The organism is Bradyrhizobium sp. YR681, from assembly GCF_000282615.1.
GTDB lineage: Bacteria > Pseudomonadota > Alphaproteobacteria > Rhizobiales > Xanthobacteraceae > Bradyrhizobium.
The window spans coordinates 16,554-32,986 of sequence record NZ_AKIY01000040.1 but is presented as its reverse complement, the minus strand read 5'-3'; the positions used below and the strand labels follow the sequence as shown (position 1 = coordinate 32,986).

The following is a 16,433-nucleotide window of genomic DNA, read 5'->3' as shown; positions in this document are numbered from 1 at the left end:
GCGGGGGGAGACGTTGAGGCGGCTTCGTCCGTCCGCGCGCCCGGGAAAATCCGCCGGACCAGGACGAACAGCGCAGGCACGAAGAAGATGCCGAGCACGGTCGCCGCGATCATGCCGCCGGCAACGCCGATGCCGACCGCGTTCTGGCTGGCCGAGCCCGCGCCTGTCGCCACCGCCAGCGGCAGCACGCCGAGGATGAAGGCGAGCGACGTCATCAGGATCGGGCGCAGGCGCTGCCGCGCCGCGTGCAGCGTGGCCTCGACGAGGCTGCGGCCGGCTGCGATCTGCTCCAGCGCGAATTCGACGATCAGGATCGCGTTCTTCGAGGCAAGACCGATCGTGGTGAGCAGGCCGACCTGGAAATAGACGTCGTTGGCCTGGCTGAACAGTGTGGCTCCGACCAGCGCACCGAGCACGCCGATCGGCACCGTCAGCATCACCGCGAACGGCACCGACCAGCTCTCGTAGAGCGCGGCAAGGCTGAGGAAGACGATCAGCAGCGAGATCGAATAGAGATACAGCGTCTGGCTGCCGGTGAGCCGCTCCTGGAACGACAGGCCGGTCCATTCGTGGCCGTAGCCCTTCGGGAGCCTGGCCATCTGCTCCTCCACCGCCTGCATGGCGACGCCCGAGCTGATGCCCTGCCCGGCCTGACCCTGGAGCTCGACGGCCGCGACGCCGTTGTAGCGCTCGAGGCGCGGCGAGCCGAAGCTCCAGCGATTGGTCGCCAGCGCCGAGAACGGCACCATCGAGCCCGACGCATTGCGGACGTACCAGCGGCCGATATCGCTGGTATCCATGCGGAACGGCGCATCGCTCTGGACATAGACCTGCTTGACGCGGCCGCGGTCGATGAAGTCGTTGACATAGGCGCCGCCCCACGCCGCGGACAGCGTGGTGTTGAGGTCGCTCAGATTCACGCCGAGGGCCGTGGCCTTGGCCTGATCGACGTCGAGATTGAATTGCGGCGTATCGTCCTGACCATTCGGACGCGCCTGCGCCACGCGCTTGTCGGCAGCCAACTGGCCGAGCAGCTGGTTACGCGCCTTGATCAGCGCCTCGTGACCGTTGCCGCCGGTGTCCTGGAGATAGAGGTCGAAGCCACCCGCATTGCCAAATCCGGGAATCGAGGGCGGCAGCACCGCAAACACCATCGCGTCGCGGATTTTTGCGAACGCCCCCATGGCGCGGCCGACCACGGCTTGCGCCGACGTTGCCTGATGCTTGCGCGCGTCGAACGGCTTCAGGCTGACGAAGGCCAATCCGACGTTCTGGCCCTGGCCCGCGAAGCTGTAGCCGCTGACCGCGAACACGCCTTCCACGGCATCCTTCTCGTTGGCGAGATATTGATGCTCGACCTGCTTGATGACATCGAGCGTGCGCGCCGAGGTGGCGCCGACCGGAAGCTGGATCAGGGTCATGATCGTGCCCTGGTCCTCTTCGGGCAGGAACGAGCTCGGCAGCCGCTGGAACAGGAACACCATGGCGGCGACGATCGCCACGAAAGCCATCAGCATCCCAGCGACGCGCTTGATCGCGACGCCCGCGCCGCGCTGATAGCCATCGGCCATGCGGTCGAAGCCGCGGTTGAACAGGGCGAAGAAGCCGCGCTGCGCGCCGTGATGCTTCGGCGGCTTCAGGATCGTGGCGCACAAAGCCGGCGTCAGCACGAGCGCCACCAGCACCGAGAGCAGCATCGCCGTGACGATGGTGAGCGCGAACTGCCGGTAGATGATGCCCACCGAGCCGTTGAAGAACGCCATGGGAATGAACACGGCCGAGAGCACGACGCCGATCCCGACCAGCGCGCCGGTGATCTCGCGCATGGACTTCTCGGTCGCCTCGCGCGGGGACAGATGCTCCTCGACCATCACCCGCTCGACGTTCTCGACCACGACGATGGCGTCGTCGACCAAGAGGCCGATCGCCAGCACCATCGCGAACATCGTCAGGGTGTTGATCGAATAGCCCGCAAGCGAGAGCACGCCGAAGGTCCCGAGCAGCACCACGGGAACGGCGATGGTCGGAATGATGGTGGCGCGCCAGCTTTGCAGGAACACGAACATCACGACGAAGACGAGCGCGATCGCCTCGAACAGCGTATGGATCACCTTCTCGATCGACAGCTTGACGAACGGCGTGGTGTCATAGGGATAGATGACGCGCAGCCCCTCAGGCATGGTGGCCGTGAGCTGGGCAATGCGCGTCTTCACGGCTTCGGAGGTCGCAACCGCATTGGCGCCGGTTGCAAGGCTGATGCCCATGCCCGAAGCCGGCTTGCCGTTATAGCGCGCCGTCGAATCGTAGGACTTCGACCCGAGCTCGACGCGCGCGACGTCGCCGATGCGCACCGTCTGGCCGGATGAGGCAGTTCGCAGGATGATGTCCTTGAACTGGCCGACGGTCTGGAGGCGGCTCTGCGAGGTGATGGTGGCGTTGAGCTGCTGGCCGCTGACCGACGGCAGGCCGCCGAGCTGTCCGGCCGTCACCTGCGTGTTCTGGGCCTGGATCGCCGCGGTGACGTCGCCCGGCATCAGGTTGTATTTGGCGAGCTTGTCGGGGTCGAGCCAGATCCGCATGGCGTATTCGGAGCCGAACAGCTGCACCTGACCGACGCCGGCCACGCGGCTGATCGGATCGTTGATCGAGGACGCGACGTAGTCGGCGATGTCGCTGGCGCTGAGCCGACCGTCCTCGGAGACGAAGCCGAGCACCATCAAAAAGCTCGACGACGACTTCACGACCTTGATGCCCTGCTGCTGCACCACCTGCGGCAGCAGCGGGGTGGCGAGCTGCAGCTTGTTCTGCACCTGCACCTGGGCGATGTCGGCGTCGGCCGAGTTGGTGAAGGTCAGCGAAATCGACACGACACCTGTCGAGGTGCTCGACGAGGACATGTACTGGAGATAGTCGAGACCGGTCATGTTCTGCTCGATGACCTTGGTCACCGAATTCTCCGCGGTCTCGGCATTGGCGCCGGGATAGGTCGCCGTGATCGTGACGACGGTCGGGGCAATCTGCGGATATTGCGCGATCGGCAGGCGCATGATCGCGAGCACGCCGCCCAGCATGATCAGGATGGCGATGACCCAGGCGAAGATCGGCCGCTTGATGAAGAAATGCGACATGATGATGACTCGGCGCTTACTGCTCAGCTGTCGCGGGCGTCGGCCGCGCATCGGCCTGCCGCGTCGGGTTCACCGTCAGGCCGGTGGCCGGATCCACCGCGACCTCGACGGTCTTTACGGCCGCGCCGGGCCGCGCCTTCTGCGTGCCATCGACGACAAGGCGGTCGCCCGCCCTGGCGCCCGACTGCACCAGCCAGTTGCCATCGACGTCCTCGCCGAGATCCAGCGTGCGCTGCTCGATCTTGCCGTCCTTGTCGACGAACATCGCGACCGCCTGTCCCAGCGGGTTGCGCGAGACCGCCCGCTGCGGCACCAGGATCGCGTCCGGATCGACGCCGGCAACGACGCGGGCGCGCACATACATGCCGGGCAGCAGCGCCCGCTCGGGATTGGCGAAGATCGCGCGCGAGGAGACCGAGCCGGTGCTCTCGTTGACGCTCGCATCGGTGAAGCCGTATTTGCCCTTGTGGCCATAGGTTTTGCCGCTCTCCATCAGGAGCTCGACCTGCACGCCCTCGTCCGGCCGCCTGAGCTTTCCGCCCGCGAGCTGGCCGCGCAGGCGCTCCATCTCCGAGGTCGACTGGTCGAGATCGACATAGACAGGATCGAGCTGCTGGATCGTGGTCATCGCGGTCGCCTGGCTCGCGGTGACCAGCGCGCCGGGCGTGATCGTCGACTTGCCGATCCGGCCCGAGATCGACGCCGTGACCTTGGTGCGATCCAGCGAGATCGCGGCGGTGTCGCGATTGGCCTGCGCGGCGCTCAGATCGGCCTCGCCCTGCTTGTAGGCGGCAACGGCATCGTCAACGTCCTGCTGGCTCGCGGCATTGGTCTGCAGAAGCTGGGTCTTGCGCTGGGCCTTCAGCTTCACGCTGACGACCGTGGCCTCGGCCCGCTGCACCGCCGCCTCGGCACTGGCGAGCGCGGCCTTGTACTGGACGGGATCGATTTCATAGAGCAGGTCGCCCTCCTTCACTTCGGTGCCTTCCACGAAGTCGCGCTTGAGCAGGATTCCCGTGACCTGCGGCCGGACCTCGGAGGTCTGGTAGGCGACGACGCGCCCCGGCAGGACGGTCGAGATCTTCGCCTCCTGCGGCTTCAGGATGAGGACGCCGACCTCCGGCGCCGTCTGCTGCGCGACCGGCGGCTGGCTCTGCTCGCCGCAGGCCGCGAGCGACAGCAGGGCAAGTAACGGAACGGTGCGGACGATCGGGGCAGACATGATGACGATCCATGTGATGATGTTGCGGACCGGCCCAAGGCGAAATCGCGGCAACAGAAACATTCGGAAACTCTTCGGTTTCCATCAGGAAACTTGGTAGTTTCCATTCCCGAAGTCAAGTGCTAGGGTCGTGTCGTATTCCGGTTCAAGCAGTCGTGAAGCGGCTCACATTCGGCGGCGGGGTCTGATATGGCGAAAACAGCGGAGACTCCCGGGCGCGCCGGCGGCAGCGCCTCGTCGCAACGAAACCTTAACCATTCGGCTCCGGATGCGCGCATGTCGCAGTTGCTGGCGGCGGCCAAGGACACCTTCACCAGCAAGGGCTTTGCCGCAACGACGATGGACGACATCGCCGGCGCTGCCGGCATGTCGAAGAAGACGCTCTACAAACTGTTCGAAAGCAAGACCGAGCTGTTCCGCGCGATGCTGCTGCGCAGCCTCCCCGAGGCGCACTTCGCCAACCCTCCATTGACAGGATCGCCGACGATGCAGCTCCGGACAGCACTCCGGCGCGTTGCGGACGTAGCGCTGGCACCCGGCGAGATCGCGCTGCATCGGCTGATCATCGGCGAGCGTCAGGCCTCACCGGGCCTCGGCCGCATGTTCGCGGAGGTGATCATGGAGACCGGCACGGACGACGTCGCAGACCTGCTCAAGACCGTACGCCTGGAGCCGCGCCTCGAGGGCGTGTCGCTCCGCGTCGTCTCCGAAATGCTGCTCGGCATGGTGTTCAGCCACGATCATTTCAGGCTGCTGACCGACGAGGGATTCAAGCTCAACCGCCGTGCGCTGGACAAGCGGATTGATCTTGCGATTGCGATGTTCTGCGCGGGCGAGGATCAGGCGAGATAGCCGGAGCGCTATTGGGCCCCGAACGGGACCGATGCGCGGGCGCGGTAGGTCCACAGACCCACATTGCCGCCAAGACCCGCGCGCTCGGCGCCGAGCGCGAGCTGCCCACCATTGGCAAACTGCGCCGTGACGCCGCCCACGGCGCGTGCCGACCAGCCGTCGAGCGCGTAGACCGTCGGAACCGCCCCGAGCACCAGGAGCTGCGCTGCGTCGTCGCGATTGAAATAGTAATCGCTGTAGACACCGGCATAAGGCGCGATCTGGGTGCCCGGCGATATCGTGAAGGGATAGGCGACCTTTGCACCGGCGCTGGCGCGGCCGGTCGAGAAATTGCGCGCCACCTGCTGCGTCCCGAGCGTGTCGGTGTAGGCGTCTTCATGCTCCCACAACGCGTAGACGCGCAGCGATGGCTCGAGTTGCCAGCCCATCGTTGCGTAGGTCCCGGTGAAACCTCCGGTGACAAGAAGCCGATGGCCGGTGAAATTGGCTGCAGCGAGTCCGGAAGAACCATCATAGCCAATGCCCGAATAGGCGACACCGGCGTCGAGACGCAGGTTGGCGGCCATCAGCCAACCGAGATAAGAGCCGACCGTCCAGCCATCGCCCTGGAGGCGCCCCTGGAGCGCGTCGGAGCGATAATCGAAGGTCTCGTAGCCGCCGAGCGCGCCGATCGCGAGGACAGGCGTCGCCTTCCAGGTCAGACCGGCCAGCAAATTGACCTGGTTTCCATACAAGGTCGAGGCCGTTGCGGGCGCACCGAGCACCGGTGCCGACCAGTGATCGAGCACGGCACCGCGCACCTCGGCCCAACCGAACCAGTCCGGCGAAGTCTTCCTCAAGGGCGTCGCCTTGACAGGCGCAGCGTAAGCCAGGGCGTCGAAGGCGTTGTCGATGCGGGCCGGAGACGCGCTGGGCCGCGCGGCAGGATCCGCGGACAACGCCATTGCGTTCGGCGGGAGTCCCGCTCCTGCCGGGTCGCCGGCATCCGGTGTCTCAGCCGCGAAATTGAAGCGCACACCGCCGCCGTTCATCGTCACGGGCGAACCGTTGCCCGCGAACGCGTCGTTGATCGCACTGTTGATTGCACCGCTGATGGCCTGACCTGAGGTCTGCGCAACGACGGGTGCTGCGATCACCTGCATCGCGCGCAGCTTGAGACTGTCCAGGGGATCGCCGACCGATTGCTGAAGCGCGGCCGAAACGCTTGCCGAGAAGCCGACGCCTCCGCCGTAGCTCGCGGTGATCGCATGCGATCCGCGCGTCAGGGCAGACGTCGCGAAACTGGCGACACCGGCGGACAGCGCAGCCGTGCCGATCACCGTTGCGCCGTCCTTGAAGGTGACCGTTCCGGCCGGCGTTCCCGCACCGCTCGTCACCGTTGCGGTGAAGGTCACGGGCTCTCCGAGACGACTGGGATTGCTGCTGGAATTGAGCGCCGTCGCGGTTCCGGAAATGGGCACGATCGTATCGTTGTCGGTGGCGCTGTTATTTGCGGTATTGGATTCGTTCAGAAACGCGGTCCGGATGGACACGGTCGCAGTATTGCTCAACGTTCCACTTGCGGCCGGCGAAATGGTTGCCGAGACCGTGTAGGTCACGCTGCTGCCCGCGGGAAGGGTGACCGTCGCATCGTTGATATTGCCGGACCCGGACGCGGTACATGCGGCCCCGCCCGCTCCGATGCAGGTCCATGTGGCGCCCGTCAACGCCGCGGGCAAGGTATCCGTAACAGTCGCGTCTGCCCCGTTGGGACCGGCATTGCTCGCAACGATGGTGTAGGTGGTCGTCCCCCCTGCGGTCACGCTGGTGACGCTGTCCGTCATGTTGATGACGAGATCGACTCCGGCACCGACGAGATCATTATCCGTGCCTGAATTGTTGCTCGGGTCTGGGTCAGTAACGCCGGCGGGGGCTGACACGGTCGCGGTATTGCTCAGATTGGCGCTTGTCGAAGCCGACGGTGAAATCGTGGTGTTGAGCGTGTAAGTGAGGGTCCCACCGACGGGAAGATCGACCGTATCGTTGATGTTGCCGGATCCCGACGCCGCACAGGTCCCCCCTCCTGCCCCGACGCAGGTCCAGGTCGCGAGCGTCAGATCCGCAGGCAAGGTATCCACGACCGTCGCGCCGATGGCAGCGTCAGGGCCAGCATTACCCACCGTGATGGTGTAGGTATTTGCGCGGCCTTGAACGACAAGGAAATGGCCGTCAGTGACAGAGATCGACAGGTCGGCCGTCTGCGCGAAGGCAGACACGGATGGGGCCAGAAGGAGCGATGCAGCAGCAATGGCTGCGCGAAGCAGCGCCTTCCCAAGAAACTGCACCCATTCCCCCATTCCCGTGACCAGCAAAAGGCTTGCAAATCACCTGCACCCGGTATGGCGGTCAGCAAATCCGATGCCAAGACCACGAGAGCGTCGGAACGTTTCCGATGTCACGATTTGGGAACCCATGTTGCGGGCAGGTCACAAATTGTGAACGGCCGTTTGCGTCAAGGTGCATTTTTTCCGCAGCCCCCGCACAAGGCGACGAGATCGGACACCGATCTCAACCGCCGCCAGCTCGACAAGCGGATCGATCTGGCGATCGCGATGTTCTGCGTGCACGAGGATCAGGCGAGATAGCCGGACACACCGTCCCACAACAGTTTTAGCGCGGTGACCACCAGCAGGCCGTAGCAGGCACGGTAGATCTGTTGCTGGTCGAGCCGTCCGTGCAGCCGCCAACCGAGCCAGACGCCGCTAGGGATCGCGAGCAGGCACGCCGCCATCACGATCCAGACATGGCCTGACGGCCGCACCAGCAGCAGCCACGGCACCGCCTTGGTCGCATTGCCGACCGTGAAGAACAGGCTGGTCGTGCCGGCATAGACCTCCTTGCCGAGGCCGAGCGGCAGCAAATACATCGCCAGCGGTGGCCCGCCGGAATGCGCGACCATCGTCGTGACACCCGAAGATCAGGTTCTCGGCCGAGGCTTAGCGAAATGGGGCCCGACCAACCAGTACGGCTGCACGGGTGATCGGCGCAGAAATTTGTGGTCTCGCACGCCAACCGCGTCCAGTTGGGTCAGGATGCCGACGTCACGCGCCTGTTCCTCGGTTGCGGCACGATCGACATTTTCACGGGCGGCCGCACCGCGGCGCAGCTGATCGCCGATCGTCTGACGATCGCTAGTTACTTCCCGAACGCAAAGGTGTTCGACGGCACCATCACGCCAGCGACATCGAGCACGGACAGCTGGTCCGCCGCGAACTAGACGACAGTCGGCGCCGGCTCCAACACAGAGCGCGTCAACTTCAACAACGCGCTGCGCGGTCCCGCGGTGACCTACAACTCGCGGGCGTGATCGATGTTTGCAGCGTGCTCGAGACCGACGCCACCCACGGCAATAGCGAAGCCTGCCGTCGGATTGTCCCCGTCGTAGACAACTTCGTGGCGGCGGTTGGCGGTTAACGTCGGTAAGTAACCTTTAGTATAGTGCGTCACATTGTCCCGATTTGGACGTGTATGCCGTTTCGGCCCCATTATGGTACCGCCGCCCGTATCAACCCGGGGTTGATCGCTCCGCGCAACTTCCGATAGGGAGAATTTTTTCGGGAATTTTTTCTGATGGAAGATTTGGTGGCCTGGGGTGCCTTAGCGTGCCTTATGCGTGATTGCATTGCCGTCGATAGGGATCCATCAACAACTTGATATTGAAGGTTTTGGTCTCGATCCTGAATTGATAGGCAACTGGAAAGGCGTGATGGTCCAGAAAAACTTCGCTGGCGCCGTCTGTGCTCTAACAATTTTCGCTTTTGTGTTTGACGCGAGAACCATCAAAACTTGGGTGCGGTTCGCTGTTGTGCTGGGTAGCCTCGTCTTTCTCTATTTTACACATGCCAAGACTTCTTATGGCCTTTTGCTCCTAGGCTTGGCAGCAGGTTGGCTATTTCAGAACTACAATCCGCGCTTTCGAATCCTGCTTGTGCCTGCACTCGCGATAGCGGGACTGATCGCTGTCGGCCTGGCCATCGGCTTTTGGAGCGAGATCGTTGCAATCTTTAGCCGCCCCGATGCTTTCACGGGGCGGGTTCAAATTTGGAGCGTCTTGGTCGCTTACTGGAAGGACAATTGGCTTCTGGGCTCGGGCTATGGTTCGTTTTGGAATATCGGTGGCAACCGGACCCCAGTCTTTCATTATGTGAAGGAGACAGATTGGGTCGCGCTAGTGTCGATTGGACATAATGGCTACCTTGATCTGCTTGCGCAGACTGGCCTTCCCGGATTGGTGCTGGCCGTCATCGCTGTGGTAGTGGTTCCACTCCGAAATCTTCTCTCGAGTTTGGATATCAGCCGCTCCCAAGGTGCGCTGCTCATGTCATTCCTCGCGTTTTGCGTCGCTCACAATCTGCTGGAAACCAGCTTGATGGATAGAGACGCAATCATCCAAATGTATCTGATGTTCACGATTGCGCTGATCAGTGTTGTAACCAGACGTCGAAGCGTTGATGTTTCGAACGCAACGAACATGGAGTCGTCATCACCGCCAGCTCCACTCGGGCGGCCCATGCGTCGAGTGTCTTCGTAAGGACGGTGTGAAAACCGAACAACCCCAATAGTGTTCGTCAAACACCGTTTAACGGGGGGCAGTATCGATCTGGACACATATTCCCGGGGCCGCTAAGGGCTCTTATCGGAATCCAGACGTTCAAGAGCGCCTGCGTGTGGTCCGTCGTTGAACTGTTTCGGTCGAACTGCTTCCGTAGGAGTAGTCTGGCGATGTGCGTAATCTCAGTCTCTTGACTGGCAAATCTTTCGTGGTGCCAATTGGTTTCTCAGGCGCTGGTGGATGGCCTGGTCGCGTTCCTGACGGCGAGCAGCATGTCGTGAGAACGGATCAGCAGCCGAGCTTGTCGGCGACCCCGCCAAAGTCCTTCGCGACGATGTCCCAATTCCCGGTGGCTTCGAAGTCCACTTTCTGCAGCGGCCCGTACTCGGTCGGCCGTGCCACGAACGCGGTCTTCAGCCCGTTTTTCTGGGCGGCGGCGAGATCGCCATTGTGGGCGGCGACCATCATCACCTCTTCCGGCTTGAGGCAGAGTAGCTTTGCGGCGCCGAGATAGGTCTCGGGATCGGGCTTGTAGTGCTCGAACAGCTCGGCCGACATAATGAGGTCCCACGGCAGGCCTGCGAACTTTGCCATGTTGGTGAGCAGCGCAACGTTGCCGTTCGACAGCGGCGAGATCACGAACTTTGTCTTGAGGCGGGTCAGACCTGCGACGCTGTCGGGCCACGGATTGAGGCGGTGCCAGCCCTTGGTGAGATAATCGAGGTCGGCGTCGGTGAGACCCTTGATCTCGAACTTCTCGACCAGCTTCTCCAGCGAACGGCGATGCAGATCGTCGAGCATGACATAGCCGCGTTCGGGATGCTGGCGCACGTCGTCCATCGAGGCCATGTACATGCCGCGCCAGCCGTCGACCAGGGCGGTCCAGTCGGCGGTGATGCCGCGCCCTTTGGCCCACCACATGAAGTCGGTGATCAGGCTGGTACGCCAGTCCACGACGGTACCGAACACGTCGAAGACCAGGGCTTTGACGGCGGAGAGCTGTGATGTCGATGTCATGTTTCGCTCCGCGAATTTTCCTGCACCCGGTTGGCTCCGGGTGAGATCGAGGGCTTTAAAGCATGATCCTTTCCATGCAACAATAGCGGTTGTCCGCCACGTCAAGCTCGTCCGCAACGAGCGATGTGACCACGTGAACCAGTCGGGACGCGCGTGCATCCGCCATGACGACCATCCCTGTCGCGTACATATTGCTTGAGGAGGCCCGCCTCCCCGACGAGGCGGCGCTGATCCGGACATTGCGCGTTCGTCATCCCGACGCGGAGTGGAGCCGAAGCCCGGTCGCACCCAGCGACGGTGATGACGGCCCGATGTTTATCCGTGCCGGCGACCATCTCATGACGATCCTCATGATGCCGGCGCCGATACCTTACGATCAACAACTGTGGCAGCGCGCCTCCTGGCTATGGCCGGAAGCCTTCGACGCCGCGGGCCGCCACCGCGCGCACCTCGTCGTCGCACCGATGGGCTCAGCCGAAAGCAATGCTGAAACGAAGGCACTGGGGTTTGCCCAGAATGCGCACCTCACGACAGCCTTTGTGGGGGCCGTGGTCGCGGCGCTGTCTGGTGTTGCCGCCGTGGTCTGGCGGGGAAACGTGGCCCGTTCGCCCGAGATGTGGCTGGAACAATCACGCAGCGCGTTTGCCTCGTATCCGGATCAACCGTTCGCATTGTGGATCGAGATCGTCCCCTACCGTACGGGCAGGACCATTGGCGCCTATACGGTCGGATTGTCCGCGTTCACGGGACGAGAGATCGAGTTCGAGGTGGATGGGCTCGATCAACGCAGCGTCACCGCCCGCGTCGCCCAGCTTTCGGCATACCTCATCGGAAACGGCCCGGACGACGGACCGAAGAGCGGCGCGGTGTTCGAGGCCGACTCCGAGATCGATCATCGCGTCGCGGTGCTCCACCGCAGCTCGCGCTTCAACATCGGGCCGGTCGTCTCATTCTCATCCCTTGATGATCGCCTGGGGAGAATCAGGACCTATCCGATCATTCCCCCGGACATCGCCCGGAATCATCCGCTGCTGCTCATGCTGGGCAAGGTCGGGCTTTTCGATCCGGCACAGGCCGAGAACCAGATCAGGCTCAGGCCGGATCACTACCAATCGGAAGTCCGCCTCGAGAGCTTTGATCAAGGCCTCTCGCAGGCGCTGTCCGGCATGATGGCAACCGACAGCTATGCCACGGCCGACGCGAGCGCGCGTCGCGCGCTCGCCAATGGAGACCTGGCTTCCGCGAAAGCCTTTCTCCAACCGTGGGCCGATGACGTCGGCCAGCTTCAGCTGGCCGCTAAGCTGGCTCTGACCTTGTGCGACGCGTTCCTGTTCATGCCCGCGCCGCCTCACAGTCCGTAGCGGGCAGTCGATGGATCAAGCCCGCGGGGCGCACCCGACCAGAGCGGTCGGACGATCGCAGGAGAGACGGCTGCCGTCTTAGTCCAAATGGAACTTCGCGAGCTCGCGGTGCTCGGCCTTGATGTAGCGCACGGTGCCGGTCACCGAGCGCATCACGACCGTCTCCGTCTCGATCACGCCGTCCTTGCGGAATTTCACGCCTGAGAGCAGCGAGCCCGTGGTGACGCCGGTGGCGGCGAACAGGCAGTCGCCGCGCGCCATGTCCTCGATGCCGTAGATCATCTTGGGATCGTTGACGCCCATCTTGGCGGCGCGCTCGATCTTCTCGCCGGAATCGAGGATCAGGCGGCACTGCATCTGGCCGCCGATGCAGCGCAGCGCCACGGCCGCGAGCACGCCTTCCGGCGCGCCGCCGGTGCCGAGATACATGTCGACGCCGGTGTTGTCGGGGTCGGCGCAGTGAATCACGCCGGCGACGTCACCATCGGTGATCAGGCGCACGGCGGCGCCGGTCGAGCGCACGCTCTCGATGATGCTGGCATGACGCGGACGGTCGAGCACCAGAACGGTGATGCCGTCAGGCTTGACGCCCTTGGCCTTGGCGAGACGGCGGACGTTGTCGGCCGGAGAGGCGTCGAGATCGACGACGCCCTTGTCATAGCCGGGACCGATCGCGAGCTTCTGCATGTAAACGTCGGGGGCGTGCAGTAGCGTGCCGCCGTCGGCCATCGCCATGGTGGCGATCGAGCCCGGCATGTTCTTGGCGCACAGCGTGGTGCCTTCGAGCGGGTCGACCGCGATGTCGACCTCGGGGCCAGCGTTCACGCCAACCTTCTCGCCGATGAACAGCATCGGCGCCTCGTCGCGCTCGCCCTCGCCGATCACGATGGTGCCCTGGATCGGCAGCTTGTTGAGCTCGCGCCGCATCGCGTCCACCGCGGCCTGGTCGGCCGCCTTCTCTTGCCCGTGCCCGCGCAGCCGCGCCGACGACACTGCCGCCCGCTCCGTCACGCGCACGATCTCCAGCGTGAGAATGCGCTCGAGCAGTGCCTGCGGTGGGACTGAAATATGGGTCGACATCGGCTAACTCCTTCGAAACAGTTTGGGACGGAAATCTCCGCCCGCATCAACTCGTAACACCCACGGTTCGTTCGAACCGTGTCCTGCGTTTCACGCTCAGTTCTTCTCGATCCGGATCACCTGCGGCCGTCCGCTGATCACCTTGTCCTTCTGCACGGCCGCGAGCGCGCGGCGCACGGCGTCCTCATGCGTGGCATAGGTGATCAGGATGACGGGCACGGGCACCGCCTTGCCGTCGGCAGGCGCAGCGCCGCCATTCGGGTGGCGCTGCACGATCGACTCGATCGAAATCTTCTGCTCCGCGAGCCGGGTCGCGATCGCGGCCGCAGTGCCCGGGAAATCGCGCGCCAAGAGGCGGATGTAGTAGCCGCCCTCGTGGCGCTCCATCGGCGCCTTCTTGGTGTCGCGCAGCTGGGCGATCGGCCGGCCGAACGGATTGGCACGGATGCCGCGGGCGACGTCGGCGATGTCCGCGACGACGGCGGATGCGGTCGCGGCGCCGCCGGCACCGGGGCCGACCAGCGTGATCGGCGGAATGCCCTCGCCATCGATCGTGACCGCATTGGTGACACCCATCACCTGCGCGATCGAGGAGGATTTTGGAACCATGGTCGGATGCACGCGCTGCTCGATGCCCTTGGCGGTGCGAACGGCAACGCCGAGCAGCTTGAGCCGGTAACCGAGATCGTCAGCGGCGCGCAGATCTTCCGGCGCGATGGAGGAGATACCTTCGACATACACCGCGCTTTGAGCAACTTTCGTGCCGAAAGCGAGGCTGGCGAGAATGGCGAGTTTTTGCGCGGTGTCGTGGCCGTCGACGTCGAAGGACGGATTGGCCTCGGCATAGCCGAGCCGCTGCGCATCCTTGAGACATTCGGCAAAGGACAGGCCTTCCTGCTCCATCCGGGTCAGGATGTAATTGCAGGTGCCGTTGAGGATGCCGTAGACGCGGTTGATGCCGGTTCCCGCAAGACCCTCGCGCAACGTCTTGATGACGGGGATCGCGGCGCCGACCGCTGCCTCGTAATTCAGCGCCCCGCCGTGCTTTTCAGCGGCCTTCGCCAGCTTGAGGCCGTGCTTGGCGAGCAACGCCTTGTTGGCGGTGACGACGGACTTGCCCGCATTCAGCGCAGCTTCCACCGCGGACAACGCGGGATCGCCCGCACCACCCATCAGCTCGACGAAGCAGTCGATGCCGGGATGCGTGGCCAGCGCCATCGGATCTTTGGCCCATTCGACGTCGCGCAGATCGACGCCGCGCTTCTTCGCCTTCGAACGCGCAGTCACCGCAACGACACGAATGCCGCGGCCGCTGCGGCCCGCAAGCATGCGCGCCTGCGATTCAATCAAACGGACAACTTCGGCGCCCACGGTGCCGAGCCCCGCTATGCCCACTTTCAGGGGTGCAACCATGATGCTTTGGAAAACCTGTCGGAAGAGAACTTAACGCCGATTGGCGAGCGGAACGACGTTGTGCAACGTTTCGATGCCGCTTTCAAGGAAGCGGCGCACGCCGCGTGCGGCCTGCCTGATCCGTTGCTCGTTTTCCACCATGGCGATGCGGACATATCCTTCACCATGCTCGCCGAAGCCGACCCCGGGCGAGACCGCGACGCCGGATTTCTCCACCATCAGGGTTGCGAACTGCATGCTGCCGACGCTGCGGAAGGCCTCCGGCAGTGGCACCCAGGCGAACATCGAGGCTTCCGGCGGCGGGATCTCCCAGCCGGCGCGGCCGAACGATTCCACCAGAGCGTCGCGGCGCTTGCGATAGGTGTCGCGCATCTCCTTGATGCAATCGTCGGGACCGTTCAGCGCGGCGGTCGCGGCGACCTGCACCGGCGTGAAGGCGCCGTAATCGAGATAGGATTTGACGCGGGCGAGTGCCGCGATCACGCGGTCGTTGCCGACCGCAAAGCCCATGCGCCATCCGGCCATCGAATAGGTCTTCGACATCGAGGTGAACTCGACGGTGACGTCGATGGCACCGGGCACCTGCAGCACCGAGGGCGGCGGGTTGCCCTCGTCGAAATAGACCTCGGCATAGGCGAGGTCCGACAGGATCAGGATCTCGTGCTTCTTCGCGAAGGCGACGAGGTCCTTGTAGAAGTCGAGGCTGGCGACATAGGCGGTCGGGTTCGAGGGATAGCAGACGACCATCGCGAGCGGCTTGGGGATCGAATGCACGATCGCCCGCTCCGCCGCCTCGAAGAATTGCGGCGTCGGCTCCGAGGGCACCGAGCGGATCACGCCGCCCGCCATCAGGAAGCCGAAGGCATGGATCGGATAGCTCGGGTTCGGACAGAGGATCACGTCGCCGGGCGCGGTGATCGCCTGGGCCACGTTGGCAAAGCCCTCCTTCGAGCCGAGGGTGGCCACCACCTGGGTATCGGGGTTGAGCTTCACGCCGAACCGGCGCTCGTAATAGGCGGCCTGGGCCCGGCGCAGGCCGGGAATGCCGCGGGAGGCCGAGTAGCGGTCGGTGCGCGGCTTGCCGAGCGTCTCCTTGAGCTTCTCCAGCACATGCGCCGGCGCCGGCAGGTCCGGATTGCCCATGCCGAGGTCGATGATATCGGCGCCGGCATTCCGCGCGGCCGCCTTGGCCCGGTTGACCTGCTCGAACACGTAAGGCGGAAGGCGACGGATGCGGTAAAAATCTTCCATGGCTCTCTGGGCTCCGGGCACCCGTCAGGACAGAATCGTGCGGCCATCACGGCCATTCGAGCAGCCTCCCGCCCCTCTACGAAAATCGCTCAAAATCAAACGCTTAGAGCAATATTCAACGACAGGAGCTGAAGTCGTTCGCCCTGACTCTCGGCTGAACTGAGGTCTTTTAGCACGGCAAGACGGAGGCGCCAGCGATTACCTTGCAGCGCCCTGCCCGCGCCCTGCGGGCTGACTGCTATTTGGCGTCCTTTGCGGCAACCGACTGGCGGTCGCGCGCGGCGGCAAGCTCGGCTTCGATCTTGGCACGCTGGTCCGGCGGAATGATCGCCTGGTCGCGATCCGGCGGCAGATCGTGCACCGGGAGGTAGGTGCCGGGCTCCCTGGGATGGGCCTGTGCATCGGTGGGTGTGTAGTCAGCCAGCTGACTCGAGCAGCCGCCCAGCATGAGCGCCGCCATCAGCAGCGCGCCGCGGATCGGCAGCGACTTTTGCAGGTCCCTCAACGCCAACACCTGG

Annotated in this window: 13 protein-coding genes and 1 pseudogene; 5 read left to right on the top strand and 9 right to left on the bottom strand. The window is 64.1% G+C overall.

From position 1 onward, the window contains the following. Together PMI42_RS06195 and PMI42_RS06190 are read right to left on the bottom strand one after the other, a co-directional pair. Window positions 1-3,128, bottom strand: a 3,128-nt coding sequence (locus tag PMI42_RS06195) for an efflux RND transporter permease subunit (protein WP_008131631.1), incomplete at its 3' end; no start/stop codon positions are given. A 16-nt stretch (window positions 3,129-3,144) separates the two neighbouring features. Further along, a complete protein-coding gene (locus PMI42_RS06190; RefSeq protein ID WP_035964671.1) occupies window positions 3,145-4,350 on the bottom strand; it encodes an efflux RND transporter periplasmic adaptor subunit in 1,206 nt (401 codons plus the stop codon). Window positions 4,351-4,626: 276 nt separating this feature from the next. On the opposite strand from PMI42_RS06190, the gene PMI42_RS06185 reads away from it, so the two are divergent. Further along, window positions 4,627-5,202 carry a TetR/AcrR family transcriptional regulator gene (locus tag PMI42_RS06185; protein WP_008131628.1) on the top strand — a complete coding sequence of 192 codons (576 nt, stop codon included), beginning with the start codon at window positions 4,627-4,629 and terminating at the stop codon, window positions 5,200-5,202. 8 nt (window positions 5,203-5,210) lie between these two features. On the opposite strand, the gene PMI42_RS37420 is transcribed toward PMI42_RS06185, so the two are convergent. Further along, window positions 5,211-7,457 carry an Ig-like domain repeat protein gene (locus PMI42_RS37420; protein ID WP_240535211.1) on the bottom strand — a complete coding sequence of 749 codons (2,247 nt, stop codon included), beginning with the start codon at window positions 7,455-7,457 and terminating at the stop codon, window positions 5,211-5,213. Here PMI42_RS37420 and PMI42_RS40360 point away from each other — a divergent pair. Beyond that, a complete protein-coding gene (locus PMI42_RS40360) occupies window positions 7,389-7,826 on the top strand; it encodes a hypothetical protein (RefSeq protein WP_240535212.1) in 438 nt (145 codons plus the stop codon). The genes PMI42_RS37420 and PMI42_RS40360 overlap by 69 nt on opposite strands. Here the strand turns inward: PMI42_RS40360 and PMI42_RS06175 are convergent. Next, window positions 7,814-8,158: pseudogene (locus PMI42_RS06175) on the bottom strand (TSUP family transporter); the annotation flags it as partial. The gene PMI42_RS40360 and the pseudogene PMI42_RS06175 sit on opposite strands and share 13 nt — an antisense overlap. Before the next feature lie 78 nt (window positions 8,159-8,236). Between PMI42_RS06175 and PMI42_RS06170 the strand changes: the two are divergent. Then, window positions 8,237-8,458, top strand: coding sequence for a hypothetical protein (locus PMI42_RS06170; protein WP_008131622.1), 222 nt, complete (start codon window positions 8,237-8,239; stop codon window positions 8,456-8,458). A gap of 396 nt (window positions 8,459-8,854) precedes the next feature. Then, a complete protein-coding gene (locus PMI42_RS06165; protein WP_157195721.1) occupies window positions 8,855-9,772 on the top strand; it encodes an O-antigen ligase family protein in 918 nt (305 codons plus the stop codon). Window positions 9,773-10,081: 309 nt separating this feature from the next. On the opposite strand, the gene PMI42_RS06160 is transcribed toward PMI42_RS06165, so the two are convergent. Then, window positions 10,082-10,810 (bottom strand): haloacid dehalogenase type II, encoded by a 729-nt coding sequence (locus PMI42_RS06160; protein ID WP_008131615.1) that lies wholly within the window; start codon window positions 10,808-10,810, stop codon window positions 10,082-10,084. Window positions 10,811-10,974: 164 nt separating this feature from the next. On the opposite strand from PMI42_RS06160, the gene PMI42_RS06155 reads away from it, so the two are divergent. Further along, window positions 10,975-12,171, top strand: a complete 1,197-nt coding sequence (locus PMI42_RS06155; protein ID WP_008131612.1) for a hypothetical protein — start codon at window positions 10,975-10,977, stop codon at window positions 12,169-12,171. 78 nt (window positions 12,172-12,249) lie between these two features. On the opposite strand, the gene glpX is transcribed toward PMI42_RS06155, so the two are convergent. The 4 genes from glpX to PMI42_RS06135 all read right to left on the bottom strand — a co-directional run bounded on the left by glpX (window position 12,250) and on the right by PMI42_RS06135 (window position 16,429). Further along, complete coding sequence (gene glpX, locus PMI42_RS06150) at window positions 12,250-13,251, bottom strand: class II fructose-bisphosphatase (RefSeq protein ID WP_008131611.1); 1,002 nt, start codon at window positions 13,249-13,251, stop codon at window positions 12,250-12,252. Between the two features lie 96 nt (window positions 13,252-13,347). After that, window positions 13,348-14,664: a homoserine dehydrogenase gene (locus PMI42_RS06145; protein WP_008131610.1), complete on the bottom strand. Its 1,317-nt coding sequence runs from the start codon at window positions 14,662-14,664 to the stop codon at window positions 13,348-13,350. Window positions 14,665-14,694: 30 nt separating this feature from the next. Then, window positions 14,695-15,915: an LL-diaminopimelate aminotransferase gene (locus tag PMI42_RS06140; RefSeq protein WP_008131609.1), complete on the bottom strand. Its 1,221-nt coding sequence runs from the start codon at window positions 15,913-15,915 to the stop codon at window positions 14,695-14,697. A gap of 238 nt (window positions 15,916-16,153) precedes the next feature. Then, window positions 16,154-16,429, bottom strand: coding sequence for a hypothetical protein (locus tag PMI42_RS06135; protein WP_008131608.1), 276 nt, complete (start codon window positions 16,427-16,429; stop codon window positions 16,154-16,156). Between the last annotated feature and the right edge of the window lie 4 nt (window positions 16,430-16,433).

Coding starts and splice junctions, on each gene's coding strand:
- PMI42_RS06190 (WP_035964671.1), bottom strand. CDS start 4,350: ATGTCTGCCCCGATCGTCCGCACCGTTCCGTTACTTGCCCTGCTGTCG.
- PMI42_RS06185 (WP_008131628.1), top strand. CDS start 4,627: ATGTCGCAGTTGCTGGCGGCGGCCAAGGACACCTTCACCAGCAAGGGC.
- PMI42_RS06160 (WP_008131615.1), bottom strand. CDS start 10,810: ATGACATCGACATCACAGCTCTCCGCCGTCAAAGCCCTGGTCTTCGAC.
- PMI42_RS06155 (WP_008131612.1), top strand. CDS start 10,975: ATGACGACCATCCCTGTCGCGTACATATTGCTTGAGGAGGCCCGCCTC.
- glpX (WP_008131611.1), bottom strand. CDS start 13,251: ATGTCGACCCATATTTCAGTCCCACCGCAGGCACTGCTCGAGCGCATT.
- PMI42_RS06145 (WP_008131610.1), bottom strand. CDS start 14,664: ATGGTTGCACCCCTGAAAGTGGGCATAGCGGGGCTCGGCACCGTGGGC.
- PMI42_RS06140 (WP_008131609.1), bottom strand. CDS start 15,915: ATGGAAGATTTTTACCGCATCCGTCGCCTTCCGCCTTACGTGTTCGAG.